At 70.0% G+C, this 25698-nt stretch carries 18 protein-coding genes; 16 read left to right on the forward strand and 2 right to left on the reverse strand.

Features of this window, described 5'->3' with window-relative positions:
* The first annotated feature begins 64 nt into the window (after positions 1 to 64).
* The 5 genes from ACAM26_RS06895 (at position 65) to ACAM26_RS06915 (ending at position 9971) form a co-directional block, all read left to right on the forward strand.
* Complete coding sequence (locus ACAM26_RS06895; RefSeq protein WP_369613340.1) at positions 65 to 5443, forward strand: alpha-2-macroglobulin family protein; 5379 nt, start codon at positions 65 to 67, stop codon at positions 5441 to 5443.
* A gap of 8 nt (positions 5444 to 5451) precedes the next feature.
* Positions 5452 to 7455: a penicillin-binding protein 1C gene (pbpC, locus tag ACAM26_RS06900; protein ID WP_369613341.1), complete on the forward strand. Its 2004-nt coding sequence runs from the start codon at positions 5452 to 5454 to the stop codon at positions 7453 to 7455.
* 98 nt (positions 7456 to 7553) lie between these two features.
* Entirely contained in the window at positions 7554 to 8333 is a 780-nt protein-coding gene (locus ACAM26_RS06905; protein ID WP_165913527.1) for a PstS family phosphate ABC transporter substrate-binding protein, read from the forward strand.
* A 3-nt stretch (positions 8334 to 8336) separates the two neighbouring features.
* Positions 8337 to 9365 (forward strand): GGDEF domain-containing protein, encoded by a 1029-nt coding sequence (locus ACAM26_RS06910; RefSeq protein WP_123141083.1) that lies wholly within the window; start codon positions 8337 to 8339, stop codon positions 9363 to 9365.
* Positions 9366 to 9368: 3 nt separating this feature from the next.
* The gene (locus ACAM26_RS06915; RefSeq protein WP_369613342.1) at positions 9369 to 9971 is read left to right on the forward strand and encodes a DoxX family protein; all 603 of its coding nucleotides are present in this window, start codon (positions 9369 to 9371) and stop codon (positions 9969 to 9971) included.
* Between the two features lie 174 nt (positions 9972 to 10145).
* Here the strand turns inward: ACAM26_RS06915 and ACAM26_RS06920 are convergent, their stop codons facing one another.
* Together ACAM26_RS06920 and ACAM26_RS06925 are read right to left on the reverse strand one after the other, a co-directional pair.
* The gene (locus ACAM26_RS06920; protein ID WP_123141085.1) at positions 10146 to 10628 is read right to left on the reverse strand and encodes a Crp/Fnr family transcriptional regulator; all 483 of its coding nucleotides are present in this window, start codon (positions 10626 to 10628) and stop codon (positions 10146 to 10148) included.
* A 669-nt stretch (positions 10629 to 11297) separates the two neighbouring features.
* On the reverse strand, positions 11298 to 12932 hold the full coding sequence (locus ACAM26_RS06925; protein WP_369613343.1) for an alpha-D-glucose phosphate-specific phosphoglucomutase: 1635 nt from the start codon (positions 12930 to 12932) through the stop codon (positions 11298 to 11300).
* Positions 12933 to 13255: 323 nt separating this feature from the next.
* Here ACAM26_RS06925 and htpG point away from each other — a divergent pair, with 323 nt between their 5' ends.
* The 11 genes from htpG (at position 13256) to clpX (ending at position 25604) form a co-directional block, all read left to right on the forward strand.
* Positions 13256 to 15172, forward strand: coding sequence for a molecular chaperone HtpG (htpG, locus tag ACAM26_RS06930; protein ID WP_123142464.1), 1917 nt, complete (start codon positions 13256 to 13258; stop codon positions 15170 to 15172).
* 205 nt (positions 15173 to 15377) lie between these two features.
* On the forward strand, positions 15378 to 16037 hold the full coding sequence (gene adk / locus ACAM26_RS06935; RefSeq protein WP_062275367.1) for an adenylate kinase: 660 nt from the start codon (positions 15378 to 15380) through the stop codon (positions 16035 to 16037).
* 127 nt (positions 16038 to 16164) lie between these two features.
* A complete protein-coding gene (gene trxA / locus ACAM26_RS06940; RefSeq protein WP_123141088.1) occupies positions 16165 to 16539 on the forward strand; it encodes a thioredoxin in 375 nt (124 codons plus the stop codon).
* Between the two features lie 76 nt (positions 16540 to 16615).
* Positions 16616 to 17122 carry a DUF1249 domain-containing protein gene (locus tag ACAM26_RS06945; protein ID WP_123141133.1) on the forward strand — a complete coding sequence of 169 codons (507 nt, stop codon included), beginning with the start codon at positions 16616 to 16618 and terminating at the stop codon, positions 17120 to 17122.
* Between the two features lie 156 nt (positions 17123 to 17278).
* Positions 17279 to 17722 (forward strand): Rrf2 family transcriptional regulator, encoded by a 444-nt coding sequence (locus tag ACAM26_RS06950; RefSeq protein ID WP_123141089.1) that lies wholly within the window; start codon positions 17279 to 17281, stop codon positions 17720 to 17722.
* A 171-nt stretch (positions 17723 to 17893) separates the two neighbouring features.
* Positions 17894 to 18817: a 50S ribosomal protein L3 N(5)-glutamine methyltransferase gene (gene prmB, locus ACAM26_RS06955; protein WP_123141090.1), complete on the forward strand. Its 924-nt coding sequence runs from the start codon at positions 17894 to 17896 to the stop codon at positions 18815 to 18817.
* Positions 18818 to 19045: 228 nt separating this feature from the next.
* On the forward strand, positions 19046 to 20431 hold the full coding sequence (gene hemN / locus ACAM26_RS06960; RefSeq protein WP_123141091.1) for an oxygen-independent coproporphyrinogen III oxidase: 1386 nt from the start codon (positions 19046 to 19048) through the stop codon (positions 20429 to 20431).
* 10 nt (positions 20432 to 20441) lie between these two features.
* Positions 20442 to 21980, forward strand: coding sequence for an AMP-binding protein (locus ACAM26_RS06965; protein ID WP_369613344.1), 1539 nt, complete (start codon positions 20442 to 20444; stop codon positions 21978 to 21980).
* Positions 21981 to 22123: 143 nt separating this feature from the next.
* Complete coding sequence (gene tig / locus ACAM26_RS06970; RefSeq protein ID WP_123141093.1) at positions 22124 to 23422, forward strand: trigger factor; 1299 nt, start codon at positions 22124 to 22126, stop codon at positions 23420 to 23422.
* Between the two features lie 80 nt (positions 23423 to 23502).
* Positions 23503 to 24147 carry an ATP-dependent Clp endopeptidase proteolytic subunit ClpP gene (clpP, locus tag ACAM26_RS06975; protein WP_123141094.1) on the forward strand — a complete coding sequence of 215 codons (645 nt, stop codon included), beginning with the start codon at positions 23503 to 23505 and terminating at the stop codon, positions 24145 to 24147.
* 191 nt (positions 24148 to 24338) lie between these two features.
* Positions 24339 to 25604 carry an ATP-dependent Clp protease ATP-binding subunit ClpX gene (gene clpX / locus ACAM26_RS06980; RefSeq protein WP_062275383.1) on the forward strand — a complete coding sequence of 422 codons (1266 nt, stop codon included), beginning with the start codon at positions 24339 to 24341 and terminating at the stop codon, positions 25602 to 25604.
* Positions 25605 to 25698: the final 94 nt, after the last annotated feature.

A 25698-nucleotide genomic window follows, 5' to 3' on the forward strand; every position in this document is an offset into this window, starting at 1 on the left:
TACCGGTTTCCCCGCAACGGCTACAGTCCCCAGGATCGACCGATCTGCAAGGCGGGAGGCGCTGATGCTGGGCTCGATCCGATTGCCGCACGCGATCGCGCTGCTGCTCCCCTGGTTGTTGGTGAGCAGTGGTGTCGTCGCTCAGGGGCTGGTGCACAGTCCCGGCGTGGATTATTTCGGTGCCGACCTGCGCACCCTGGAGTCGGTCCCGCTCGATGGTTGCGAGCGCGCCTGCGCCGACGATCCCGACTGTCTCGCCTTCACCTACGACCAGCGCTCCGGCTGGTGCTTCCTCAAATCCGCTCCCGGCGAGGCGCGCGCTGCGCCGGGGGCGCGCTCGGGCTATCGTCCGGAGCTGCTCTGGGACGACCCCGGGGCCCTGCCCGAGACGCTCGCCTTCATCCCCCCCGATGCCCGTGCCCTCGCTCGCGAGCAGGCGCGCGCCCTGGCGCTCGAAGCGCCCCCCGGCCAGGGACTGGCGACGTTGGCGCGGGCGGCACCGGGCGAGACCTCGGCGCAGCGTCGGGCGCGACTGCGCGCGCTGTTGCGGCTGGCCCCGGCGGATGCGGCGGCGTGGCGCGCCCTGGCCGAGACCGCGCTGGTCGCGGCCGCGAACGACTGGCGCGCGCGCGACGAGGCGCTTGCCGCCGCGCTCGCCGCCGCGCGCCTGGCCCCGGAGGACGGTGCCACGCTCGCCCTGCTCGGGCGCGCCTTCGCCGCGCGCGAGTCGTGGCCCGAGGCGATCCGCGCCACCCGCGCCGCGCTCGCCCTGGACGAGGATGCGACGCTGCGCGCCGAATACGCCCGCCTGCTCGCCGAACACGGCTTCCGGGTGCTCGATCACGCCATCGACGCCGATGCCGCCGCCCCCAGGGTCTGTGTCCGCTTCAGCGAACCGCTCGCCCGCGACCGTGCCGAGATCGACGACTTCGTGCGCGTCGAGGGCGACCCCGACCTCGCCCTCCAACCCGAGCGCGACCAGCTCTGCCTCGATGGCGTACGTCATGGCCAGGGCTATCGGGTGCGGCTGCGCGCCGGGTTGCCGAGTGCCGCCGGTGAGGTACTGGCCAGGGACGTCGAGCTCGACCTCTATGTCCGCGATCGTGCCCCGCTCGCCCGCTTCCAGTCGCGCGCCTATGTCCTGCCGCGCGGCAGCGGCGCGCGTCTGCCGGTGGTCTCGGTCAACAGTGCGCGTCTGGCGCTCGAACTCTATCGTATCGACGATCGTACGCTTACCCAGGTGCGTGAGGAGGGCCTGTTCGAGCGCCAGCTCGATCGCTGGTCGCGTGAGCGCATCGCCGAGCGTCTGGGCTCGGCGCTGTGGTCGGGCAGCGTCGCGGTCGATACCCGTCGCAACCAGGAGGTGAGCACCGGCATCCCGCTCGACGAGTTGGTCGAGCGCTTCGAGCCGGGGGTCTATCTGCTCACCGCACGCCCGCAGGAGCAGTCCGCCGAGCGTGACGGGTCGCTGGCGAGCCAGTGGTTCGTGGTCTCCGACCTGGGGCTGAGCGCGCTCACCGGCGCCGATGGGCTGCACGTCCTGGTGCGTGATCTGGGCACCGCCGAGCCGCGCGCCGGGGTGCGGCTGCGGTTGCTCGCGGTCAACGACCGGGTGCTCGGCGAGACTCGCAGCGACGCTGCGGGCTATGCCCGCTTCGCCCCCGGGCTGTTGCGCGGTCGCGGCGGCGATGCCCCGGCGCTGCTGGTGGCCGAGGCCGAGGTGGCGGCCGGCGATTACGCCTTCCTCGATCTCGCCCGCGCCCCCTTCGACCTGCGCGATCGCGGTGTCGCCGGGCGCCCGCCCGCCGCCGCGCTCGATGTCTTCCTGAGCAGCGAACGCGGCGCCTATCGTCCGGGTGAGTCGGTGGTGCTCACCGCGCTGGTGCGCGACCGGCTCGCCGCCGCCGTCACCGGGCTGACCACCACCCTGGTGGTGGAGCGTCCCGACGGTCATGTCGCCCGGCGTCAGCGGCTCGACGACCAGGGCGGCGGCGCCTACCGCGCTCAGGTCGCGCTCGCCGACACCGCCATGCACGGCACCTGGCGCGCCCGTCTCCACGCCGACCCCGAGGGCCCGGCGCTGGCCGAGGTGGCCTTCCTGGTCGAGGACTTCGTCCCCGAGCGCGTCGATCTCGTCGCCGAGCTGCCGCCCGGTCCGCTCGACCCCGCCGCGCTGCCCGATCTCGGGCTGGAGGCGCGCTATCGCTACGGTGCCCCGGGCGCGGGCCTGCAGCTCGACGGTGAGCTGCGGGTGGTCGCCCGCGATCAGCTCGAGGCCGCGCCCGGGTTCCGCTTCGGTCTCACCGACGAGGACTTCACCCCGCTCGGCGCGGCGCTGCCGACGCGTCGCGCCGATGCCGCCGGCCGGGCGCGGATGCCGTTGGTGCTCCCCGAACTCGACCCCTCCACCAGACCGCTGGCGCTGACGCTGCAGGTGCGCGCGAGCGAGGACGGCGCGCGCCCGGTCGAGCGCCGGTTGACCCGCGCGCTGCGCGATCCGGCGCCCAGGCTCGGCGCGCGCGCGCTCTTCGACGATCGGGTCGAGAGCGGCGCCAGTGCCGCCTTCGAGCTGATCGCGCTCGATCCGAGCGGCGAGCGCATCGCCGTCGAGCACGCGCGCTGGACCCTGGCGCGGCTCGAGACCCGCTTCCAGTGGTATCGCCTCGACGATCGCTGGCGCTACGAACCGATCGTCACCAGCCGGCGGGTGGCCAGCGGTGAGCTGGCGCTCGACGCCGAGACGCCGGCGCGGCTCGAGACCGCGGTCGACTGGGGGAGCTATCGACTGACCGTCGAGGATGGTGCCGGTCGGGCGCTGCCGGTCGCGCTCGACTTCGATGCCGGCTGGACCACCGCCCCCGGGCGCGAGGACACCCCGGACCTGCTCGGCGTCACCCTCGATCGTCCCGGCTATGCCGTCGGTGAGCGGGCACGGGTGCGGCTCGAGCCGCGCTTCGCCGGCACCGCGACGGTGCTGGTGGTCGGCGAGCGGTTGCTCGCGCGCCGGCAGGTCGAGGTGCCCGCCGAGGGGCTGACCCTGGAGTTGCCGGTCGAGACCGACTGGGGCGCCGGGGCCTATGTCTGCGTGCTGTTGCACCGCCCGCTCGATGCCGCCGCCGGGCGCATGCCGGGGCGCGCCATCGGGTTGCGCTGGGCGGCGGTCGATCCCGGTGCGCGCCGCCTCGGCGTCGCCATCGAGGCCCCGGCGCTGGCGCGTCCGCGCGCGCCGCTGGAGGTGACGCTGCAGGTCGCGGGCGCGACCCCGGAGGAGCCGGTCCACGTCACCCTGGCGGCGGTCGACACCGGCATCCTCGCGCTCACCGACCACCCGACCCCGGCCCCCGACGACTGGTACTTCGGGCAGCGCCGTCTCGGCACCGAGATCCGCGATCTCTACGGTCGGCTGATCGACCCGTTCGGCGCCACCCCGGGCGTGGTGCGCAGCGGCGGCGACGGCGGCATCCTCGAGCGCCGTGCGCCGCCGCCGACCGAGCCGCTGCTGGCGCTGCAATCGGCGATCCTCGAGGTCGACGCCGAGGGGCGCGCGCGGGTGCGGCTTGCGCTGCCGCAGTTCGAGGGGCGGGTGCGCCTGGCGGCGATGGCCTGGTCGGCCGATGGGGTCGGGCACGCCGCGCGCGAGCTGCTGGTGCGCGATCCGGTGAGCGTGCGCGCCAGCCTGCCGGCGCTGCTCGCCCCGGGCGATCGCAGCCGCCTCGGGCTGGAACTGACCGCCTTCGAGGGGGTGAGCGGTCCGGCCCGGGTCGAGGTCACCGCGGCCGGACCGTTGCAGATCCCGGTCGAGGCACGGGGCCATGACGTGATGCTCGCGCCCGGTGCGCCGGTGGCGCTCGACCTGCCGTTGAGTGCCACGGCGGCGGGCGAGGGGGCGCTGCGGGTGCGGCTGGTGCCGCCCGTGGGCGCGCCGATCGAGCGTCGCTTCGCCCTCGAGGTGCGCGATCAGCGCGCCGCGACGCTCAGCCGTCGCTGGCACCGTCTCGCCCCGGGCGAGCGCTGGCGGCCCGCCGCCGACGCACTCGCCGGGCTGGCGCCGGCGGGCGCGAGCCTGGTGCTCGCCGATGCCGCGATGACCGGCATCGATGTCGCCGGGCCGCTGCTTGCACTCGATCGCTATCCCTATCGCTGTACCGAGCAGCGGGTCAGCCGCGCCCTGCCGCTGCTCGCGCTCGCCGATCGGGCGCGCGCGCTGGAGGCGCCGCGCGAGGTCGCGGCGCGACTGACCGAGACCCTCGCCGAGGTGCTCGCCAGCCAGCGCGCCGACGGCGGCTTCGGGCGTTGGGGGCAGGACGGTGGCTCGGCCTGGCTCGACGCCTATGTCAGCGACTTCCTGGTTCGCGCCGACGCGCACGGGCTGGCGGTGCCGGCGCAGGCATTGGCGCTGGCGCTCGACAACCTCGCCAACCAGGTCGCCTATGCCCCGGAGTTCAGCCACGGCGGCGAGTCCCTGGCCTATGCGCTGGCGGTGCTGGCGCGGGCCGGTCGCGCCGATCTCGGCGATCTGCGCTATTACCTCGACGCACGGCTCGAGCACTTCGCCACGCCGCTATCGCGCGCCCAGCTCGGCGCCGCACTCGCCCGCTATGGCGAGCAGGAGCGCGCCGCGCGCGCCTTCGCCAGCGCGGTGGCGATGACGCCGCCCGGTGACGAGGACGGCTGGCGCGAGGACTACGGCTCCTGGCTGCGCGATCGCGCCGGGGTGATCGTGCTCGCCGCCGAGTCCGGGGTGGCGCTGGAGGCGCCGGCGCAACTGCTCGCCGGGCTCGATCTCGAGGGCGCGCTCAGTACCCAGGAACTCGCCTGGCTGGCGCGTGCCGCCGGGGTGCTCTCGCGCGGTGATGACGAGGGCGTGTTGCCGTTGCGCCTCGACCCGGCCGCGCTCGCCGCCGCGCCCTGGATCGAGAATCCGGGCGAGGGTCCGCTGACCCTGGTCGAGACCCGGATCGGGGTGCCCGAGGGCGCAGTCGTCGCCGGTGGCGTCGGCTATCGCATCAGTCGCAGCTATCACGACCTCGACGGTCGAGCGCTCGATCCCGCCGCGCTGGTGCAGGGTCAGCAGCTGGTGGTGGTGCTCGATGTCGAGTCGAGCCGGGCGCGGCGCGGACGCTTGCTGGTGGTCGACCCGCTGCCCGGCGGGCTGGCGATCGCCAGCCCGCGGCTGCTTGGCGGTGACGCACCCGCCGGGTTCGACTGGCTGGGCGAGACGGTGGAGTGGCCGTTGCACCAGTCCTTCGGGCGCGATGCCCTGGTGGTCGCGCTCGAACGTGACGAGGCGGCGCCACGGCGCTTCCGTCTCGCCTATCGCGCCCGCGCGGTGGCGCCCGGGGTGTTCGCCCTGGCCCCGGCGCGGATCGAGGACATGTACCGACCGCGACTGCGCGGCTGGGGCGCGAGCGGCGAGCTGCGGGTGGTGCCGCCGGCGCCCTGAGCCGGCCGGTGCGGCGCTGGGGTGTCGCGGCGGGGCTGGCGCTGCTGCTCGGTGGCCTGAGCTGGCTGTTCGGCGGCACGGCGCCGGTGCTCGAGGTCCCGGTCGCGGTCGAGGTGCTCGATCGCGACGAGCGACTGCTGCGCGCCTTCCCTGTCGAGGACGGGCGCTGGCGGTTGGCGACCTCCGCCGCCGCGCTCGACCCGGACTACCTCGCCCTGCTGTTGACGATCGAGGACCGGCGCTTCGAGCGTCACCCCGGCGTCGATCCGCGCGCCCTGGCGCGCGCGGCCTGGCAGTGGGCGACACGCGGGCGGATCGTCTCCGGCGGCTCGACCCTGACCATGCAGCTGGCGCGGCTGCGCGCCGGTCACCCGACCCGCACCCCGGCGGCCAAGCTCGCGCAGATCCGCACCGCGCTGGCGCTCGAGCGCGCCTATCCGAAGTCGCGCATCCTCGATGCCTATCTGACCCTGGCCCCCTTCGGCGGCAACCTCGAGGGCGTGCGCGCCGGCGCCCTGGCCTGGTTCGGCAAGGAGCCGCGTCGGCTCGATCTCGCCGAGGCCGCGCTGCTGGTGGCGCTGCCCCAGGCGCCGGAGGCGCGCCGCCCGGACCGCCATCCCGAGGCCGCGCGTCGCGCCCGCGACCGGGTGCTGGCGCTGGCCGAGGCCGCCGGGCTGATCGACGCTCGTGCGCGGGCACGGGCCGCGGCGACCCCGGTGCCGCGGGCGCGGCGGGCGCTGCCGGCGCGGGCCGCGCACCTGGCCGCGCGGCTGCACCGCGCCGAGCCCGCGCGCGTGCACCACCAGCTGACCCTCGACGGTGCGCTGCAGGCACGGCTCGAGCCGTTGGCGCTGGCGCGTGCCCGGGGGCTCGGTCCCCGGGTCTCGGTGGCGCTGCTGGTCGCCGATCATCGGGCCGGTACCCTGCTCGCCCACGTCGGCGCCGCCGCGCCCTTCGACCAGGGGCGGCGTGGCTGGGTCGACATGACCCGGGCCGTGCGCTCGCCGGGCTCGACCCTCAAGCCGCTGATCTATGCCCTGGCCTTCGAGGCCGGGGTCGCCGACCCGGCCGGCTGGATCGAGGATCGCGCGCGTGATTTCCACGGCTATGCGCCGCGCAACCTCGATCGTGACTATCAGGGCCGGGTGGCGGTGGCGCAGGCGCTGCAGCGCTCGCTCAACGTGCCGGCCGTCACCCTGCTCGAGGCACTCGGGCCGCAGCGCCTGCTCGGGCGGCTGCGTCGCGTCGGGGTCGCGCCGCGCCTGCCGCCGAGGGCGCAGCCCGGGCTGGCGCTCGCGCTTGGCGGGGTGGGGCTCTCGCTCGAGGAGCTGTTCGCGCTCTATGGTGCGCTCGCCAACGACGGTCGGCCGCTGGCGCTGCACCACCGGCGCGGGGCGGCGCCGGCCACGTCCCCGGGCACTCCGCTGGTTGCGGCGGGGGCGGCGCGCCGGGTCGGTGCCATCCTCGCCGCCGCGCCGCCGGTGGGCACCGCGCCGGGGCGGGGCATCGCCCACAAGACCGGGACCTCCTACGGCCATCGCGACGCCTGGGCGCTCGGCTACGACGGGCGTCATCTGGTCGGGGTCTGGGTCGGTCGCGCCGATGGCGCGCCGGTCCCCGGGTTGACCGGCGCCGGCGCGGCGGCGCCGCTGCTGCGCGATGTCTTCGCCCGCTTGGGGCCGGGCTCGCCGTTGCCCGAGCCGCCCCCGGCGCGCGCGCCGGCACCGGCGCTGACGCTCGCCGGGGTGCCGCGCGCGGGGCCGCGCATCGCCTATCCGCCGGCCGGGTCGCGGGTCGCGCTCGGGCTCGATGGAGACGGCGCGGCGGCGCTGTTGCGGCTGCGGGTGCACGAGGGGCGGGCGCCCTTCCAGTGGTTCGCCGACGGGGTGCCGATCGGGCGTGCGCCCGTCGCCCGAACCCTGGACTGGTGGCCGCGCGAGCCGGGTTATGTCGATCTTGCGGTGGTCGACGCCCGGGGCGAGAGCGACCGGGTGCGGGTGTGGCTGGAATGACCGGGCGCGGTGGCGCTGTCGTGGCTGTCTATACTCGCAACGGGCAGTGCGGTCTTTTCGGGGAGGTCGACGTGTGGCGATGGCTCGGTATCTTGGCGATGATCTGGTCACTGACCGGCGAGGCCGAGCCCTTGCGTATCGGTGGCACCGGCGGTGCGCTCGGGGTCGCCGAGGCGTTGGCCGAGCGCTATGGCGCGTGCTGTGGCGAGTCGCCCCGGGTGCTGCCGAGCCTGGGTACCGGCGGCGGGGTGCGGGCACTCGCCGACGGCCGTCTCGACATCGCCCTGGCCGGGCGTGCGCTGAGTGCCGTCGAGCGTCGGCGGGTCGGTGAGGTCCTGGTCTTCGCCCGCACACCGCTGATCCTCGCCGCCCATCCCGGGGTCGGCGCCGACTCGCTGGATGTCGCGCAGCTGGTCGCGATCTATCGCGGCGAGCGCGTCACCTGGCCGGACGGCACTCCTTGTCGTCCGGTGCTGCGCGCCGAGTACGATACCGAGACCATGCTGTTGCGCGGACTCGATCCGCGACTCGACGCGGCGCTCGACCGCGCCTTCGCCCGTCCCGATCTGGTGGTGACGCTGACGGCGCAGGATAACGCTGCGGTGCTGCGCCGGGTGCCCGGGAGCTTCGGCTATCTCACCCGCATGCAGTGGGTCGCCGAGTCGCTGTCGTTGCGGGTACTGCATCTCGGCGGGCGGGCGCCGACCCTGGAGGCACTCGCCGCCGGTCGTTATCCGCTGGTCGCCGAGTTCACCCTGGTGCTTGCCACGGCCCCGGACGAGCGGGTGCGCCGCTTTGTCGACTTCGTCTTCTCGGTCGCAGGTCGGGCGGTGGTCGAGGCCAATGGGGCGCTGGTACCACCGCGTCCAGGGGGCTGATCCGTGCCTCCCGGGGATGACCGCAGTCTCGCCGACCTGCTGCGTCTGGTGGTGTTGACGCTGGTGGTGGTGACGGCGCTGGCCGTGCCTGTCATCCATTTCGACGTCCAGCGCCGCTATCTCGACGGTAACCTGGCCACCCTCTCGGTGCTCACCGCCGAGCAGCTGATGCGTCAGGTGATCGCACGGGATCCCGAGTTCTGGGTCTACGAGGACGGGCGTATCGGTGGGCTGCTGCGCGACGAGGTGCGCGGGGTCGCGGTCCGTCAGGTGGTGTACGCCGAGGGTGGCGAGGCCGTGGTCGAGATCGGTGCGCCGTTGCCGGCGCCGCTGTTGAGACAGCGCCAGTGGCTGCTCGATGCCGGTCGGCCGGTCGGGGCGCTGGAGACTTCGGCCTCGCTGCGCCCCCTGCTGCGCGACTCGCTGCTGCTGGCGCTGGTACTGGTGGTGATCGGCGGCACGGGGGCGGCGCTGTTGTGTCGCTATCCGCTGGCGCGGTTGCGTCGGGCCGAGTGCGACATCCGCTATCTGGCCGAGCACGATCCGCTCACCGGCCTGCTCAATCGTCACGTGGTCGAGTCGCTGTTCGAACGCGAGTCGGCACGGGCGCGCCGTCATCATCTGCGGCTGTCGATCGTCATCTTCGATATCGATCATTTCAAGCGGGTCAACGACCAGCACGGACACGACTGCGGCGACCGGGTGTTGCGCCAGCTCTCCGGGCTGGTGTCGCGGCACGTCCGCGCCAGCGATTACCTGGTGCGCTGGGGCGGGGAGGAGTTCCTGATCCTCTCCACCCACACCGATCTGGCGATGGCGCGCGCCCTGGTCGAGAAGCTGCGCCGACTGGTCGCCGAGCATGACTTCGGGCTGGCGCAGCCGATCACCATCAGTCTGGGGGTGTGTGCCTGCTCACCCGGGGAGGAGCTGCAGCACTGCGTGAGCTGCGCCGATGCGGCGATGTATCGCGCCAAGCGCGCCGGGCGCAACCGTTGGTTCGAGGGGGGCGAGCACTCGATAACGGAGGGGTGAGCGATGTGGTCTCTGGCGAGACGTCTGCAAGGACTGCTGGATATGACCCGGTGGCTGGACTTCCTTGCGCCGCTGGCGCTGCGACTCTACCTGGCGCCGGTATTGTGGATGGCCGGGAGCAGGAAGTTCGCGAATTTCGACGACACCGTGGCCTGGTTCGGCAACCCGGAGTGGGGGCTGGGTCTGCCGGCGCCGGAGTTGATGGTGGTGCTCGCCGCCGGGACCGAGACCCTGGGGGCGGTGTTGCTGGTGGTGGGGCTCGGGGTACGCTGGGTGGCGCTGCCGCTGATGGTCACCATGGCGGTCGCCGCGCTCACCGTGCACTGGCACAACGGCTGGCTGGCGATCGCCGAGGGTGGTGGCTCGCTGTTTGCCACCGAGCGCACCCTGATCGCGGTCGAGCGTCTGGCCGAGGCCAAGGAGATCCTGCGTGCGCACGGCGACTACAGCTGGCTGACCGAGTACGGCAGCCTGGTGATGCTCAACAACGGGATCGAGTTCGCCGCGACCTATTTCGTGATGCTGCTGGCGCTCTTCTTCTGTGGTGCCGGGCGCTGGGTGAGTCTCGATCACTGGATCGGGCGCTGGCTGCGTATGACGGGCTGACGCGGTTGGGCGGCGCGGCGCAGCCTCGCTGCGGTCGAGCAGGTGCGGGGTGGCCGCTCGATCACACCGGCGGCTACAAGGCGCGCAGCTGCCAGATCCTCGGCATCTCGCGCCCGGCGCTCGATCGCAAGATCCTCACGTACGGCCTGCGTCTGTCCGGGCGGGAGACGTCGCTCAGTAGCGCCCCGGGGCGCGGACCAGGTAGTTCTTGAGCTCGGCGCTCTCCTGGTTCATCCGCATCAGGTTGGCGTGGGTGATGCGGAAGATCGCGCGCATCACCTTGTAGACGATGCGCGGGTGGTCGTCGAGCAGCGACTCGAAGTCGATCGGCTCCAGGGTCAGCACCCGGGCGTCGCCGACGGCGCGCAGCGCAGCCTTGCGGTCCGAGCCATCGACGAAGGCGCGGGTGCCGGCGCACTCGCCGGCGCGCATACGGTGGAGGTGGACGTCGCTGCCGCCCTGATTACGGATGACGTCGATCTTGCCCGCGCCGAGCAGGAACAGGGTCTGGCGGGCCTCGCCCTCGGTCACCAGGGTCTCGCCGTCGGTGAGCGCGACCTCGCCCATGCGGTCGGCGAGGACGGCGCACTCGGCGTCGTCGAGTTCGGCGCCCAGGATCGACTGGTTGAGCGCCTGGATCTTGTCGAATTGGCTCATTGCAATAGCTCCGCGTGCTGTGGATGCGTGGGGAGGCCACTCGACCGCCCCCTGTCTTTTGGTCCCCGGCGCCACGGTCGTCGCTGCGCTCCGGTCATCCGCAGGGCGCGTACAGGCGTCTCGGGAAACGGGTGCTATGCGCGGTGGGCGGCGCAGTCCGGGCCGTCGCAGGCCCTTGTCCAAGATGGGGAAATCTGTGCTGAATCCTACTGGTTTGAGGTGTGCGGCTGCAACTGTGGCCGCTGTGCACGGTTGCGGCAAGTCGCTGTCGGCGCTGGAGTTGAGGTGGCGGTGGCGCAGTGTGCGAGTGCAGGAAAGGTCTGGCGCATGCGGGAGCCGTGGGGGGCGGGGAGTCGGGCGCCGTGCTGCTTGAGCCGCCGCGCGACGATCGTCAGCCCCGGCCCCGGCCCCGGCCCCGGCCCCGGCCCCGGCCCGGTGCCCTGTGGCTTGCCGCCGACCAAGGGCTCGAGGATGGGGCGCGCAGTCGGCCGCTGTCTCGGTGGGGATCGCTGCGATCTCCGGCGGGCCGCGAGGTCGCCGCCGGGCGCGGCGAAGAGCGCCGCGCGGTAGTCGTCCCAGACCGTGCCGAGACGGTCGATCGCGGGCTCGACCTCGACGCCGAGCCGATGGCTGATCCGGGACGGTAGCGCAGCGCTGGCCGAACGCCGTTCAGGTGATGACGTCTGGTGCCGTCCGGCCGGTGCGCGGCTCGATCCCGGCGAGTTCGCGGGCGGTTGCGATCAACTCGCCGAGCGCCTCCTGGGGGTCGAGCTGGTGGCCGGCCGGGTCGGGTTCGAAACGCTCGATATAGACGCGCAGCGTCGCCCCTTCGGTGCCGGTGCCGGAGAGGCGGTAGACGATGCGTGCGCCGTCCTCGAAGCGGATACGGATGCCCTGGTGCTCGGCGCGCCCCCCGTCGATCGGGTCGGTGTAGGCGAAGTCGTCGGCCTGTGCCACACGGCGCGCGCCGAGCTGCTGGCCGGGCAGGGTGGGGAGCTGCTCGCGCAGCGCGGCCATCAGCCCCTCGGCGCCTTCCGACGCGACCCCTTCGTAGTCGTGACGGGTGTAGTAGTCGCGCCCGAAGCGCCGCCAGTGCTCGGTGACGATCTCGGCGACCGACTGGCGGCGCGCGGCGAGCAGGTTGAGCCAGAACAGCACCGCCCACAGCCCGTCCTTCTCGCGCAGGTGATCCGAACCGGTGCCGAAGCTCTCCTCGCCGCACAGGGTGATGCGCCCGGCATCGAGCAGGTTGCCGAAGAACTTCCAGCCGGTGGGGGTCTCGAAGTGCTCGACACCGAGCGCCTCGGCGACCCGGTCGGCGGCCTGGCTGGTGGGCATCGAGCGGGCCACGCCGCGGATGCCCTGGCGGTAGCCGGGGGTGAGATGGGCGTTGGCGGCAAGGATCGCGAGGCTGTCGCTGGGGGTGACGAAGCAGTCGCGCCCGAGGATCATGTTGCGGTCGCCGTCGCCATCGGAGGCGGCGGCGAAGTCGAGTCCGTCGACGCCGCGGGTCATCGCCACCAGGGCCGCGGCATGGGTCAGGTTGGGGTCGGGGTGGCCGCCGCCGAAGTCGGGCAGGGCCTCGGCGTTGAGGACGGTGCCGGCCTCGGCGCCGAGCCGGTTCTCGAGGATCTCGAGGGCGTAGGGACCGGTGATCGCGTGCATCGCGTCGAAACGCATGCGGAACCCGCCCGAGGCGAACAGTCCGGCGATGGCGTCGAAGTCGAACAGCGAGGCCATCAGCTCGGCATAGTCGGCGACCGGGTCGATGACCTCGATGCGGGTCGCGCCGAGGGTCAGGGTGGCGATCCGATCGAGGTCGACGGCGGCGCTGTCGAGGGTGAGATAGCGCTCGATCTCCTGGGTGCGGGCGTGGATGGCACTGGTCATCGATTCCGGCGCCGGGCCGCCGTTGGCGGCATTGAACTTGATGCCGAAGTCGGCGTCCGGCCCGCCGGGGTTGTGGCTGGCCGAGAGCACGATCGCGCCCTCGGCGTGGTGCTTGCGCACGATGCATGAGGCCGCCGGGGTCGACAGCAGCCCGCCGCGCCCGACCAGCACCCGGGCGACGCCGTTGGCCGCGGCCATGCGCAGGATGGTCTGGACCGCCTCGCGGTTGTAGTAGCGCCCGTCGCCACCGACCACCAGGGTCCCGCCGGCGAGCTCGGGGCGGGTGTCGAAGATCGCCTGGACGAAGTTCTCGAGATAGTGCGGTTGCTGGAACACCCGGACCTTCTTGCGCAGCCCCGAGGTGCCGGGGCGTTGACCTTCGAAGGGGGTGGTGGCGATGATTTGCGGTTCCATCTTCAGACCCTTGACTGGTGGGGGAGAGGCGGTGCTCGATTGGCTGGGCCGCGTGCTGCGCGTGCCGATCCGTGCACGTCTCCCATGGCGAGGGGATGTGGTGGCGGGGCGACCCGCTGCGGTGCGAGGGCACGGTCCCTGTGGGGCGCGCCGACCGGGTGACGCCTCCCGTTCGGGGCGGCCATCGCCGGGGCTCCGCCGTCGAGGCATTGTATCCCCCCGTCGCCGTGCGACAATACCGGTATGGTTCGGTCTGAGCCCTGCCGGGTGACTCGAACCCCTGGTTCGCAAACGATCTTCATTCCTCAAGGTACACGACAAGCATGACAGTAGAAGCGCACAAGGAAACCCTGGAGTTCAAGGCAGAGGTCAGTCAGGTGCTCGACCTGGTGATCCGCTCACTCTACTCGAACAAGGAGATCTTCCTGCGCGAGTTGGTCTCCAATGCCTCCGACGCCGCCGAGAAGCTGCGCTTCGAGGCGCTGAGTGACGACGGTCTGTACGAGGGCGACCCGCAGCTGCGCATCCGCATCGAGGTCGACCGCGAGGCCGGTACCCTGACCGTCTCCGACAACGGCATCGGTCTGAGCCGTCAGGAGGTCACCGAGACCATCGGCAGCATCGCCAGCTCGGGCACCCGCCGCTTTCTCGAGAACCTCTCCGGTGATCAGACCAGGGACAGCAACCTGATCGGTCAGTTCGGCGTCGGGTTCTACTCGGCCTATATCGTCGCCGATCGCGTCACCCTGATCTCGCGCCGCGCCGGGCTCGGCCCCGAGCACGGGGTGTGCTGGGAGTCCGACGGGCGCGGCAGCTATACCCTGGAGACGGTGGAGAAGGCCGGCCGCGGTACCGACGTCATCCTCCACCTCAAGGAGGACGAGAAGGAGTTCCTCGACAGCTGGCGGCTGCGCGCGATCATCGCCAAGTTCTCCGATCACGTCGCGCTGCCGGTGGAGATGCGCAAGGAGCACTACGGCGAGGAGGGCGAGGAGCAGCCCGAGACCCCCGAGTACGAGCAGGTCAATCGCGGCACCGCGCTGTGGATGCGCAACAAGTCGGAGATCTCCGAGGAGGAGTATCACGACTTCTACAAGCACGTCGCCCACGACTTCGAGGCGCCGCTGGCCTATTCGCACAACCGCGTCGAGGGGACCAACGAGTACACCTCGCTGCTGTTCGTGCCCAAGCGCGCGCCCTTCGACATGTGGGACCGCGAGCAGAAGCACGGCGTCAAGCTCTATGTGCGCCGTGTCTTCATCATGGACGAGGTCGACAAGCTCACCCCGCACTATCTGCGCTTCGTCAAGGGCGTGGTCGACGCCGATGACCTGCCGCTGAACGTCTCGCGCGAGATCCTCCAGCACAATCGCAAGATCGACACCATCCGTCAGGCCAACACCAAGCGCGTGCTCGGCGTGCTCGAGGCGATGGCGCGCGACGAGCCGGAGAACTATGGCGCCTTCTGGGACGAGTTCGGCCGGGTGCTCAAGGAGGGGCCGGCGGAGGACTTCGCCAACAAGGAGCGCATCGCCGGGCTGCTGCGCTTTGCCACCACCGCGAGCGAGGGCGATGCCCAGCGTGAGTCGCTCGATGGCTATATCGAGCGGATGCAGGAGGGGCAGGAGAAGATCTACTTCATCACCGCCGACAGCCCCGCCGCGGCGCGTCACAGCCCGCATCTCGAGGTCTTCCGCAAGAAGGGCGTGGAGGTGCTGCTGCTCTCCGATCGGGTCGACGAGTGGCTGGTGAGCCATCTCACCGAGTACAAGGGCAAGACGCTGCAGTCGGTGACCAAGGGTGACCTCGATCTCGGCGAGCTTGCCGACGCCGAGGATCAGGCCGCCAAGGAGAAGGCCGAGGAGGAGCACGGCTCGCTGCTCGAGCAGATGAAGCAGACGCTCGGCGAACAGGTCGAGACGGTGCGCGCGAGCACCCGCCTGGTCGACTCCCCGGCCTGTCTGGTGGTCGGCGAGCACGACATGAGCGCCAACCTCGCGCGGGTGCTGAAATCGGTCGGCCAGGAGGCCCCCGAGACCAAGCCCACGCTCGAGGTCAACCTCGAGCATCCGCTGCTCAAGCGTCTCGAGGCCGAGACCGACGACGAGCGCTTCGCCGAGCTGGCGATGGTGCTGTTCGATCAGGCCCAGCTCGCCGAGGGCGGTCAGCTCGAGGACCCGGCCGCCTTCGTCGGTCGGCTCAACAAGCTGATGCTCAACATGATGGTCAGCGGCGGCTGATCCCCCACGCGACCACCGTGCCGCCGGTGCGGTGGTCGTCCTGCTCAGTTTGCCGCGCGCACGCCGCGCGCACCCCCTGATCGATCCGTGCCGCGCCGCGCGCGCATTCGCGATGGCGGCGCCGAGCCGGCTGTGGTCCTGCCCGATCCGGCTGTGGCACACTCAAGATCAATGTTTTTCAATCGCAACCACAATGAGGAGCGTCATGCGCATCATCCTGCTCGGCGGCCCGGGTGCCGGAAAAGGGACCCAGGCCGGCTTCATCAAGGAACACTTCAAGATCCCCCAGATCTCCACCGGCGACATGCTCCGGGCCCACGTCAAGCAGGGCACCGAGCTCGGCAAGGCGGCGAAGAAGATCATGGACGAGGGCGGGCTGGTGTCCGATGACATCATCATCGGCATGGTCAAGGCGCGCATCGACGCCGAGGACTGTCAGGGCGGCTTCCTGTTCGACGGCTTCCCGCGCACCATCGCCCAGGCCGACGCGCTCAAGGAGAGCGGCATCTTCGTCGACGCGGTGGTCGAGATCGACGTCCCCGACGCCGAGATCGTCAAGCGGATGTCCGGGCGGCGGGTGCACCCGGCCTCGGGGCGCAGCTATCACGTGGTGTTCAATCCGCCGCGCGAGGAAGGCAAGGACGACGTCACCGGCGAGGCGCTGATCCAGCGCGACGACGATCGCGAGGAGACGGTCAAGGCGCGTCTGGCGGTCTATCATGAGCAGACCGAGCCGCTGATCGGCTACTACTCCACCTGGGCCGAGGCCGGTGGCGAGGGCGCGCCCAAGTACCTCAAGGTGCACGGTATCGGGTCGGTCGAGGAGATCCGCGACCGTATCCTCGAGGGCCTCGGGGCACTCTGACAGTCGTCGCCGGTCGTCTGTCCCCGGTGACAGGGACCGGCGCCCCGGGCGGGTTGCGGAATCTGCGAGTGGATGGCGATTCTGTTAATATGCCCGACAATCTTTAGCTATCTAGTAGGATATTCGCATGGCCGTCTTGGAGCTCGACAGCAACAACTTCGAACAGACCATCAAGGACAACGATTTCGTCGTCGTCGATTTCTGGGCGCCCTGGTGCGGTCCCTGCCGCTCCTTCGCCCCGACCTTCGAGAAGGTCTCCGAGGATCACGAGGACATCGTCTTCGCCAAGATCAACACCGAGGCGCAGCAGGAGCTGGCGGCACACTTCCAGATCCGCTCGATCCCCACGCTGATGATCTTCCGCGAGCAGGTCATCATCTTCTCCCAGCCCGGTGCGCTGCCCGAGCGCTCCTTCCGCGAGCTGCTCTCCAAGGCCGCCGAGCTCGATATGGAAGAGGTCAAGCGCCAGGTCGCCGAGCAGCAGACCGCGCAGAACGGCTGAGCGCTCGCGGCGTAACCAGTCGACGTCTCGGCGCCGGGCCTCGAGCCCGGCGTCGGCGTTTTTATCGGACGCAATGATGCAAGTCTCCAGCGATCCCTGGGCCGACGCCCTGCCACTGGTCGCGCGCCCGAGCGTGGGTGCGCTGCTGGCGCTGTGCGAGGAGAACTTCGCCCGGTTGGCGCGGCTGGCGCCGGACCTGAGCCAGCTCGAGGGCCGGCGGCTGTCGCCTCACGCCTCCGGGGTCGACCTGGTGCTCGAGGTCGAGTCGCAGACCCGTTACATGACCCTGCTGCGCCTGACTCACCTGTTCCCGGCGGGGGAGGGCGGGGTGCGCAGCGATCCGGATGCGCGCCTGCGCGCCTATCACGACGCCCGCCAGCTCGAGGTGCTCGAGCTCGAGCAGTCGCTGTGGTCGATGCGCAACGGCTATGCACCGCCGACGCTCGCGCACAAGTGGCGCGCCAACCTCTTCCTCGCCAAGTGGCTGGACTACTGTCTGGGACAGGGCCACTGCTTCCTCGCCGCCCAGCCGGCCATCTCCGGGGCGACAGCCTCCGGACGTCGGCTGCCGACCTGTCTTTGAACGCCCCGCGCACCTCCCCGCTCTACCCGCCCGTCGTCATCGACCGTAGTGCATGTATTGAAATAGACCTTTGCTTGACTAATTTAGTAGGAGGGTCGGGTGATCGGGTCCTACTCGGTCTCCTTGTCAATCAATACCTTATACAGGCATTCGACGATGAGACTTTCTACCAAGGGCAGATATGCGGTGACCGCCATGCTCGATCTGGCGCTCCACGCGGGCAAGGGGCCGGTCACCCTGGCCGATATCTCGGCGAACCAGGGTATCTCGCTGTCCTATCTCGAGCAGCTGTTCGCGGCGTTGCGCGCCAAGCAGCTGGTGCGTGGCGTGCGCGGACCGGGTGGCGGCTATTATCTCGGCAAGCCGGCCGAGGAGATCTCGATCGCCAACATCATCTGCGCCGTCGACGAGTGGGTCGAGTTCACCCGCTGTGGTGGACGCGAGAACTGTCGCGACGGCCAGCGCTGTCTCACCCATCATCTGTGGGACCAGCTCAGTGACCAGATCTTCCAGTTCCTCAGCGACATCTCGCTGCAGGATCTGGTCGAGCGTGGTCAGGACGAGGTGCTGGCCGCCGAGGGCAAGCGCCGGGCGGCCTGATGTCCTCGGCCGTTCGGGCGCCCGTCCCCGGTCGGGTGCGGGGGCGCCCCGGTATCGGTGGACGACCGACTGAACAGCGGGAGCCAAGGATGGTATCCTTCGCGGCTTGTTTCCTGGCGTGGCGGACGAGTCCGGGCGCCAGTCCATGTACCGGACCATGCTTGAGCCGCGATGTCAGCACAACCCGACGGATTGATCACCATCCAGGACTTCGTGCGCTGGGGCGCGAGTCGCTTCAAGGCCGCCGGCCTGTTCTTCGGTCACGGGACCGATAACGCTCTCGACGAGGCCGCCGAACTGGTGCTCGGCGCGCTCGACCTGGATCACTCCCTGCCCGCCGCCTTCCATTCCTGCCGACTCACCCTCGCCGAGCGCGAGCGCGTTGCCGCACTGATCGAGCGCCGCGTCCGCGAGCGGGTGCCGGTGGCCTATCTCACCGGTCGCGCCTGGTTCTCCGGGTTCGAGTTCATCGTCGACAGCAACGTGTTGGTGCCGCGCTCGCCGATCGCCGAGCTGCTCGAGGTCGGTTTCGATCCCTGGGTCGACCCGGCGCGGGTCGAGCGGGTGCTCGATCTCTGTACCGGCAGTGGCTGTATCGGTATCGCCGCCGCGCTGCATCTGCCCGATGCCGAGGTCGATCTGGTCGATCTCTCGCCGGCGGCGCTGACCGTGGCGCGCGCGAACATCGAGCGCTACGGACTCGATGAACGGGTGCGGGCGATCGAATCCGATCTCTTCGCCGCGCTCGACGACATCCGCTACGACGTCATCGTCTCCAACCCCCCCTATGTGCCGCGCGACGAGTACGACACCCTGCCCGAGGAGTTCCTGCGTGAACCCGAGCTCGGGCTGGTCGCCGCCGACGAGGGGTTGGCGCTGGCGCTGCGCATCCTCGAGCGCGCCCCGCACCACCTCGAGCCCGAGGGTGTGCTGGTCCTCGAGGTCGGCAACTCGGCCTTCGCGCTCGAGCAGCGCCTCCCCGAGGTGCCCTTCACCTGGCTGGAGTTCGAGCGCGGTGGAGAGGGCGTGCTAGTGTTGACGCGCGAGCAACTGCTGGCGCATCGCGCCGAGATCGCGGCGGCGGCCGCCGCATGAGACCGACGCCGCTCGCGCGAACCCGGCGCCGGCGCGATGCCGGGTGCTCGTGGTCGCGCAGTGAGGCGTCGGGCCGATTCCTGGAAGAGATTCCATTCCATACCCTGCTCGTGCAGATCGACGCGCCCCGGTGGGCCTCGGTGGGCGGGGATGATGCCTGAACGGGCGTTACGAAGAATGCCGTACCGGGCCGGATGCATGGCGCCGTGCGGCTGGAGGGTTGATTAGGTGGAACAAGGCGTTTCCTTCGATATTGAGCTGATCCGTCGCTACGACCAGAGCGGTCCGCGCTACACCTCGTATCCGACCGCGGTCGAGTTCGATACGTCCTTCGATGAGGCGGCCTACCGCGCCACTTGCGCGCGCAGCAACGAGAGTGGCCGCCCGCTGTCGATCTATTTCCACATCCCGTTCTGCGACACGGTCTGCTTCTACTGTGCCTGCAACAAGGTCGTGACCAAGGACCGCTCGCGGGTCGCGCCCTATCTCGACCGTGTCTATCGCGAACTGGAGATGCAGGGGGCGCTGTTCGACGACTCCCGCGTGGTCGAGCAGCTGCACTGGGGCGGCGGCACCCCGACCTTCCTCAACGACCAGCAGATGGTCGAGTTGATGGAGACCACCCGTCGTCACTTCAAGCTCGCCGACGACGAGGTCGGTGAGTACTCGATCGAGATCGACCCGCGCGAGGCCGACGCCAACACCATCGCGTTGCTGCGTCGCATCGGCTTCAACCGCATGAGTCTCGGCGTGCAGGACTTCGACGAGCGGGTGCAGAAGGCGGTCAACCGCGTGCAGAGCGAGGCCGAGACCATGGCGGTGCTCGAGGCGGCGCGCGCCGAGGGCTTCCGCTCGATCAGCCTGGACCTGATCTACGGCCTGCCGTTCCAGTCGGTCGAGACCTTCATGAACACCCTCGAGCGGGTGATCGCGGTCAACCCGCAGCGTCTGTCGATCTTCAACTACGCGCACCTGCCCACCCGCTTCAAGCCGCAGCGGCGCATCCGCGACGAGGACCTGCCGACCGCCGAGGTCAAGCTCGACATCCTCCAGGCGACCATCCAGCGTCTGACCGACGCCGGCTATGTCTACATCGGCATGGACCACTTCGCCCGTCCCGACGACGAGTTGGCCATCGCCCAGCAGGCCGGTACCCTGTATCGCAACTTCCAGGGCTACTCGACCCACGCCGACTGCGACCTGATCGGTATCGGCGTGACCTCGATCGGCAAGGTCGACAACACCTACGGCCAGAACCAGCGCGAGCTCGACGAGTACTATGCCGCCATCGATGCCGGCCGCCTGCCGGTGTTCCGTGGTATCGAGCTGACTCGTGACGACATCATCCGTCGCGACGTCATCACCCGCTTGATCTGCAACTTCGTGCTCGACATCCCCGCCGTCGAGGCCGCCTGGGGGATCGACTTCAAGACCTACTTCGCCGACGCGCTCGACAAGCTGCAGGTGATGGTCGAGGACGGTCTGGTCGAACTCGACGCCGAGCGGATCCGCATCCTGCCGCGCGGTCGCCTGCTGGTGCGCAACATCTGCATGACCTTCGACGCCTATCTCGCGGCCAAGAGCGGCCCGGTCGGCTTCTCCAAGGTCATCTGAGCCGGCGGTCATGGTGGGGGCGATCGAGCTGACGGACATTGCCGCCCGGTTCCGGGCGTGCGCGGCCACGCACCAGGGGGCGCCCGCCCTGTTCGACGAGGCCGGGGCGCTCGACTATGCCGGGCTCGATCGCGCCTCCGATGCCATGGCCGGGGCGCTGGCGGCAGCCGGGCTGCAGCCCGGTGCCCGTGCCGCGCTGCTGTGCGCCAACGGGCGTGAGTTCGTCATCGCCTATCTCGCGATCCTCAAGGCCGGCGCCACCGTGGTGCCGGTCAACCTGCTGCAGAGCGATCGTGAGATCGCCTATATCCTCGACGACGCAAGGCCGGCGCTGTTGCTCCATCAGCCGGCCTTTGCTGCGCTCGCCGAGGCGGCCAGCGCGCGCAGCGCGGCGTCACCGAGACGGATCGAGCTGGATGCCGCCCGAGCCGACTTCGCCACGCTGATCACGCATCCGCCGCTGTCGCCGTTGCCGGGCACCGAGGTTGCCGCAGTGCTCTATACCTCGGGGACCACCGGACGGCCCAAGGGGGCGATGCTCAGTCACGCCAACCTGATCGCCAACGCCGAGGGGTCCCGGCAGGGCTTCGAGCTGGTGCCCGGCGACCGCGTGCTGGCGGTGTTGCCGCTGTTTCACTCCTTCGCCGCCACCACCGCGATGCTCACGCCGCTGCTCCACGGGCTGGCGATGATCCCGGTGCCGCGCTTCGAGCCGCGGCTGGTCACCCAAGCGATCGCCCGGCATGGCGCTACCGTGTTCCTCGGGGTGCCGAGCATGTACGGCGTGTTGTTGCGTCATGCCGAGGTCCTGTCCGAGCAGTGGCGCGGGGTGCGACTGTGCATCAGTGGTGGTGCGGCGCTGCCGGCGGCGTTGATGCGCGCGTTCGAGACGCGCTTCGCGACCCTCCTGGTGGAGGGCGCGGGCGCGACCGAATGCAGCCCGGTGTTCAGCGTCAATCGTCCGAGTGGGCCGCGCAAGCCGGGCTCGATCGGTCCGGCGCTGCCGGGGGTTGAGCTGACGGTGCGCGATCGCGCCGGACGGGTGCTGTCCAGTGGCGAGGCCGGTGAGTTGTGCGTGCGCGGTCCCAACGTGATGCTCGGCTATCTGGGGCTGCCCGAGGCGACCCGGGAGAGCTTTCATGGCGACTGGTTCCGTACCGGTGACCTGGCGCGGATCGATGGCGATGGTCATGTCTATCTGGTCGATCGCATCAAGGATCTGGTGATCACCAACGGCATGAATGTCTATCCGCGGGTGGTCGAGGAGGCGCTCTACGCCCACCCGGCGGTCGCCGAGGCGGCGGTGGTCGGCGATCCCGATCCCCGGCACGGCGAGGTGGTGGTGGCCCACGTGGCGCTCGCCGACACCGCCGAGGTCACGCCGGGCGAGCTGCGCGCCTGGTGCCGCGACCGCCTCGGCAGCCACGAGGTGCCACGCCGGGTGGTGCTGCACGCGGCGCTGCCGAAGAACGCCTCGGGCAAGATCCTCAAGCGCGCGTTGCGGCGCGAGAGTGATGAAAGCGTGACTGAAGGCCCGGTGACGGGGTGATTTCGCGTGCGATGGTGCTTGGTGGCGCGAAAAACCACGCGTTATACTGAACAACTTTTGATTGTGCGGGCGTCTTGCCCGCACGCGTTTTTTAGCAAGGTGCGGGCCTGGTCAGAATCCCGGCGCCGACAGGAGATGAGTCAATGCAAGTTTCGGTGGAATCGGGCGAGGGTCTCGAGCGTCGTGTGAAGGTCGAGCTGCCCTCCGAGCAGGTCACCAGTGCGGTCGATCAGCGTCTGCAGCAGCTCGCGCGCAGCGCCAAGCTGCCCGGTTTTCGCCCCGGCAAGGTGCCGATGAAGCTGGTGCGCAAGCGTTACGGCGCCCAGGTCCTCGAGGAGGTGTTCGGCGAGCAGGTGCAGGCGAGCTTCTACGAGGCGCTCACCCAGGAGTCGCTGCGTCCGGCCGGTCAGCCGGAGGTCGAGCCCGAGATCGACGTCGAGGCCGGTCGTTTCGCCTATGTCGCCACCTTCGAGGTGATGCCCGAGGTGGAGCTGGCCGCACTCGAGGGCCGCGCACTCAAGCGTCCGGTCTGCGAGCTCGCCGAGACTGATCTCGACGCGCTGATCGAGCGGCTGCGCGACCAGCACAAGACCTGGACCCCGGTCGAGCGCGCCGCCGAGCAGGGCGATCAGCTCACCATCTCCTTCGCCGGCACCATCGACGGCGAGGCCTTCGAGGGTGGCTCGGCCGCCGACGTCGAGCTCGAGCTCGGCTCCGGGCGGATGATCCCCGGCTTCGAGGACGGTCTGGTCGGCGCCGCCGCCGGCGAGACCCGGACCGTCGAGGTGACCTTCCCCGAGGAGTATCAGGTCGAGGCACTGGCCGGCAAGCCGGCGAGCTTCGAGATCACCGTCAGCCAGGTCGCCGAGCCGACCCTGCCCGAGGTCGATGGCGAGTTCGTCAAGCGCTTCGGCATCGAGGACGGCGACGTCGAGCGCTTCAAGAACGATGTGCGCGAGAACATGGCGCGCGAGTTGAAACAGCGTCTCGAGGCCCGCACCAAGGAAGCAGTGATGGACCTGCTGATGGAGGCCAATCCGGTCGAGGTGCCGCAGGCGCTGGTGCGCGACGAGATCGCCTCGATGCAGGAGGAGATGCGTCGCTCGGTGGGCGCCCAGGGCGAGGTGCAGTTGCCCGACGCGCTGTTCGAGGAGCCGGCGCGTCGCCGTGTCGCCCTCGGTCTGATCATCGGCGAGCTGGTCAAGCAAAACGAGCTCAAGGCCGATCAGGACCGCGTCCAGGCGATGCTCGACGAGATGGCCGCCACCTACGAGAACCCGCAGGCGGTGATCGACTACTACAAGGCCGAGCGTGGCCGCATGGCCGCGCTCGAGGCCGCGGTGCTCGAGTCCCAGGTGGTCGACCTGGTGCTCGGCCAGGTCTCGGTCGAGGACGAGGAAACCAGCTTCGAGGCGCTGACCAACCCGGGCGCCGCGGGCTGATCGACACCCACGCGATGCGTCCGCCGGTGACGGCGGACGCCTTCCAGAAGCCAATCCGCAGAGAGTTGAAGGCGTATCCCATGAGCAACATCGAGAGCCGCACCGACTGGAGGCCCGAGGCACTGGGGCTGGTGCCGATGGTCATCGAGCAGACCGCCCGCGGCGAGCGCTCGTTCGACATCTATTCGCGCCTGCTGAAGGAGCGCGTGATCTTCCTGGTCGGCCCGGTCGAGGACCACATGGCCAACCTGGTGGTCGCGCAGCTGTTGTTCCTGGAGTCGGAGAATCCGGACAAGGATATCCATCTCTATATCAACTCGCCCGGTGGCGCGGTCACCGCGGGCCTGGCGATCTACGACACCATGCGTTTCATCCGCCCCGACGTCAGCACCATGTGCATCGGTCAGGCGGCGAGCATGGGCGCGCTGCTGCTCGCCGGCGGCGCCGCGGGCAAGCGCTACTGCCTGCCGCATTCGCGGATGATGATCCATCAGCCGCTCGGCGGCTTCCAGGGGCAGGCCTCCGATATCGATATCCACGCCCGCGAGATCCTCTACATCCGCGAGCGTCTCAACCAGATCCTCGCCGAGCACACCGGTCAGTCGGTCGAGAAGATCGCCGAGGACACCGAGCGCGACCGCTTCATGGGTGGCGAAGCGGCCCAGGCCTATGGGCTGATCGATCGCGTCATCAGCGAGCGAGGTGCCGCCTCCGGCAAGGAGTAAGTGGCGCGACGCGCGACGTCGCAAGCGGTCGGAGTCAGGGGGCTTGTCGGGCGTCACCGGAGTGTGACGACCGCCAAGCCTTCGTCTCTTCACTCTCTTGCCATATAAGCGCAAACCGTTATGATTGAATTCGCCTCGATGGGGATTGTCCGATCCCCATCCCCAACCGACCCCCCGGAGAGCTATTCCCGATGAGTGGAAACAAGAGCGACGAAGGCAAGCTGCTCTACTGTTCGTTCTGTGGCAAGAGTCAGCATGAAGTCCGCAAGCTCATCGCAGGGCCGTCCGTGTTCATCTGCGACGAGTGCGTCGAGCTGTGTAACGACATCATCCGCGAGGAGATGCAAGAGGGCGTCGGCGAGGCCGCCAGCAGTCTTCCCAAGCCGCGTGAGATCAAGGCGCGTCTCGATGAGTTCGTCGTCGGCCAGGAGTTCGCCAAGAAGGTGCTCTCGGTCGCCGTCTACAACCATTACAAGCGTCTCGAGGTCGCCGAGGCCAAGGAAGACATCGAGATCGCCAAGAGCAACATCCTGCTGATCGGCCCCACCGGCTCCGGCAAGACGCTGCTCGCCGAGACCCTGGCGCGACTGCTCAACGTCCCCTTCACCATCGCCGATGCCACCACCCTCACCGAGGCGGGTTATGTCGGCGAGGACGTCGAGAACATCATCCAGAAGCTGCTGCAGAAGTGTGATTACGACGTCGACAAGGCGCAGAACGGCATCGTCTACATCGACGAGATCGACAAGATCTCGCGCAAGTCGGACAACCCCTCGATCACCCGTGACGTCTCGGGCGAGGGCGTGCAGCAGGCACTGCTCAAGCTCATCGAGGGGACCGTCGCCTCGGTGCCGCCGCAGGGTGGGCGCAAGCATCCGCAGCAGGAATTCCTCCAGGTCGACACCTCCAACATCCTGTTCATCGTCGGTGGTGCCTTCGCCGGGCTCGACAAGATCATCCAGAATCGTTCGCGCAAAACCGGTATCGGCTTCTCCGCCGAGGTCCACAGCAAGGATGACGGGCGGATGATCGGCGAGCTGCTCAGCGGCGTCGAGCCCGAGGACCTGATCCGCTACGGCCTGATCCCCGAGTTCGTCGGTCGACTGCCGGTGATGGCGACCCTCGAGGAACTCGACGAGGCAGCGCTGATGCGCATCCTCACCGAGCCCAAACACTCGCTGGTGCGTCAGTACGCGCGCCTGTTCGAGATGGAGGACGTCGAGATCGAGCTGCGTGAGGACGCGCTGCGCGCGATCGCCACCAAGGCGATGGAGCGCAAGACCGGGGCCCGCGGCCTGCGGACGATCATGGAGCAGGTGCTGCTCGACACCATGTACGAGCTGCCCTCCATGGAGCATGTCAGCAAGGTCGTCATCGACGCTTCGGTGATCGCCGGTGAGAACAAGCCGTTCCTGATCTACGACGGGATGGAGAAGCAGGCGGCATCGGGAGACTGATCGATCGCGCTGTCCCACCCCCAGGAGGCGGACGGACACCCGCCGCTGGACTGTCCGCCCGCCCCCCAATCCAGGCGCGCCGGCGCGTTGAACT

It is taken from the genome of Marichromatium sp. PS1 (assembly GCF_041155115.1).
GTDB classification, from domain to species: Bacteria; Pseudomonadota; Gammaproteobacteria; order Chromatiales; family Chromatiaceae; genus Marichromatium; species Marichromatium gracile.

Excerpts from the sequence above, each read along its gene's own strand:
- adk (WP_062275367.1), top strand. The coding sequence starts at position 15,378 with ATGCGCATCATCCTGCTCGGCGGCCCGGGTGCCGGAAAAGGGACCCAG.
- htpG (WP_123142464.1), top strand. The coding sequence starts at position 13,256 with ATGACAGTAGAAGCGCACAAGGAAACCCTGGAGTTCAAGGCAGAGGTC.
- clpX (WP_062275383.1), top strand. The coding sequence starts at position 24,339 with ATGAGTGGAAACAAGAGCGACGAAGGCAAGCTGCTCTACTGTTCGTTC.
- ACAM26_RS06905 (WP_165913527.1), top strand. The coding sequence starts at position 7,554 with ATGATCTGGTCACTGACCGGCGAGGCCGAGCCCTTGCGTATCGGTGGC.
- ACAM26_RS06950 (WP_123141089.1), top strand. The coding sequence starts at position 17,279 with ATGAGACTTTCTACCAAGGGCAGATATGCGGTGACCGCCATGCTCGAT.
- ACAM26_RS06945 (WP_123141133.1), top strand. The coding sequence starts at position 16,616 with ATGCAAGTCTCCAGCGATCCCTGGGCCGACGCCCTGCCACTGGTCGCG.
- prmB (WP_123141090.1), top strand. The coding sequence starts at position 17,894 with ATGTCAGCACAACCCGACGGATTGATCACCATCCAGGACTTCGTGCGC.
- ACAM26_RS06895 (WP_369613340.1), top strand. The coding sequence starts at position 65 with ATGCTGGGCTCGATCCGATTGCCGCACGCGATCGCGCTGCTGCTCCCC.
- clpP (WP_123141094.1), top strand. The coding sequence starts at position 23,503 with ATGAGCAACATCGAGAGCCGCACCGACTGGAGGCCCGAGGCACTGGGG.
- ACAM26_RS06920 (WP_123141085.1), bottom strand. The coding sequence starts at position 10,628 with ATGAGCCAATTCGACAAGATCCAGGCGCTCAACCAGTCGATCCTGGGC.
- ACAM26_RS06925 (WP_369613343.1), bottom strand. The coding sequence starts at position 12,932 with ATGGAACCGCAAATCATCGCCACCACCCCCTTCGAAGGTCAACGCCCC.
- ACAM26_RS06965 (WP_369613344.1), top strand. The coding sequence starts at position 20,442 with ATGGTGGGGGCGATCGAGCTGACGGACATTGCCGCCCGGTTCCGGGCG.
- tig (WP_123141093.1), top strand. The coding sequence starts at position 22,124 with ATGCAAGTTTCGGTGGAATCGGGCGAGGGTCTCGAGCGTCGTGTGAAG.
- ACAM26_RS06915 (WP_369613342.1), top strand. The coding sequence starts at position 9,369 with ATGTGGTCTCTGGCGAGACGTCTGCAAGGACTGCTGGATATGACCCGG.
- trxA (WP_123141088.1), top strand. The coding sequence starts at position 16,165 with ATGGCCGTCTTGGAGCTCGACAGCAACAACTTCGAACAGACCATCAAG.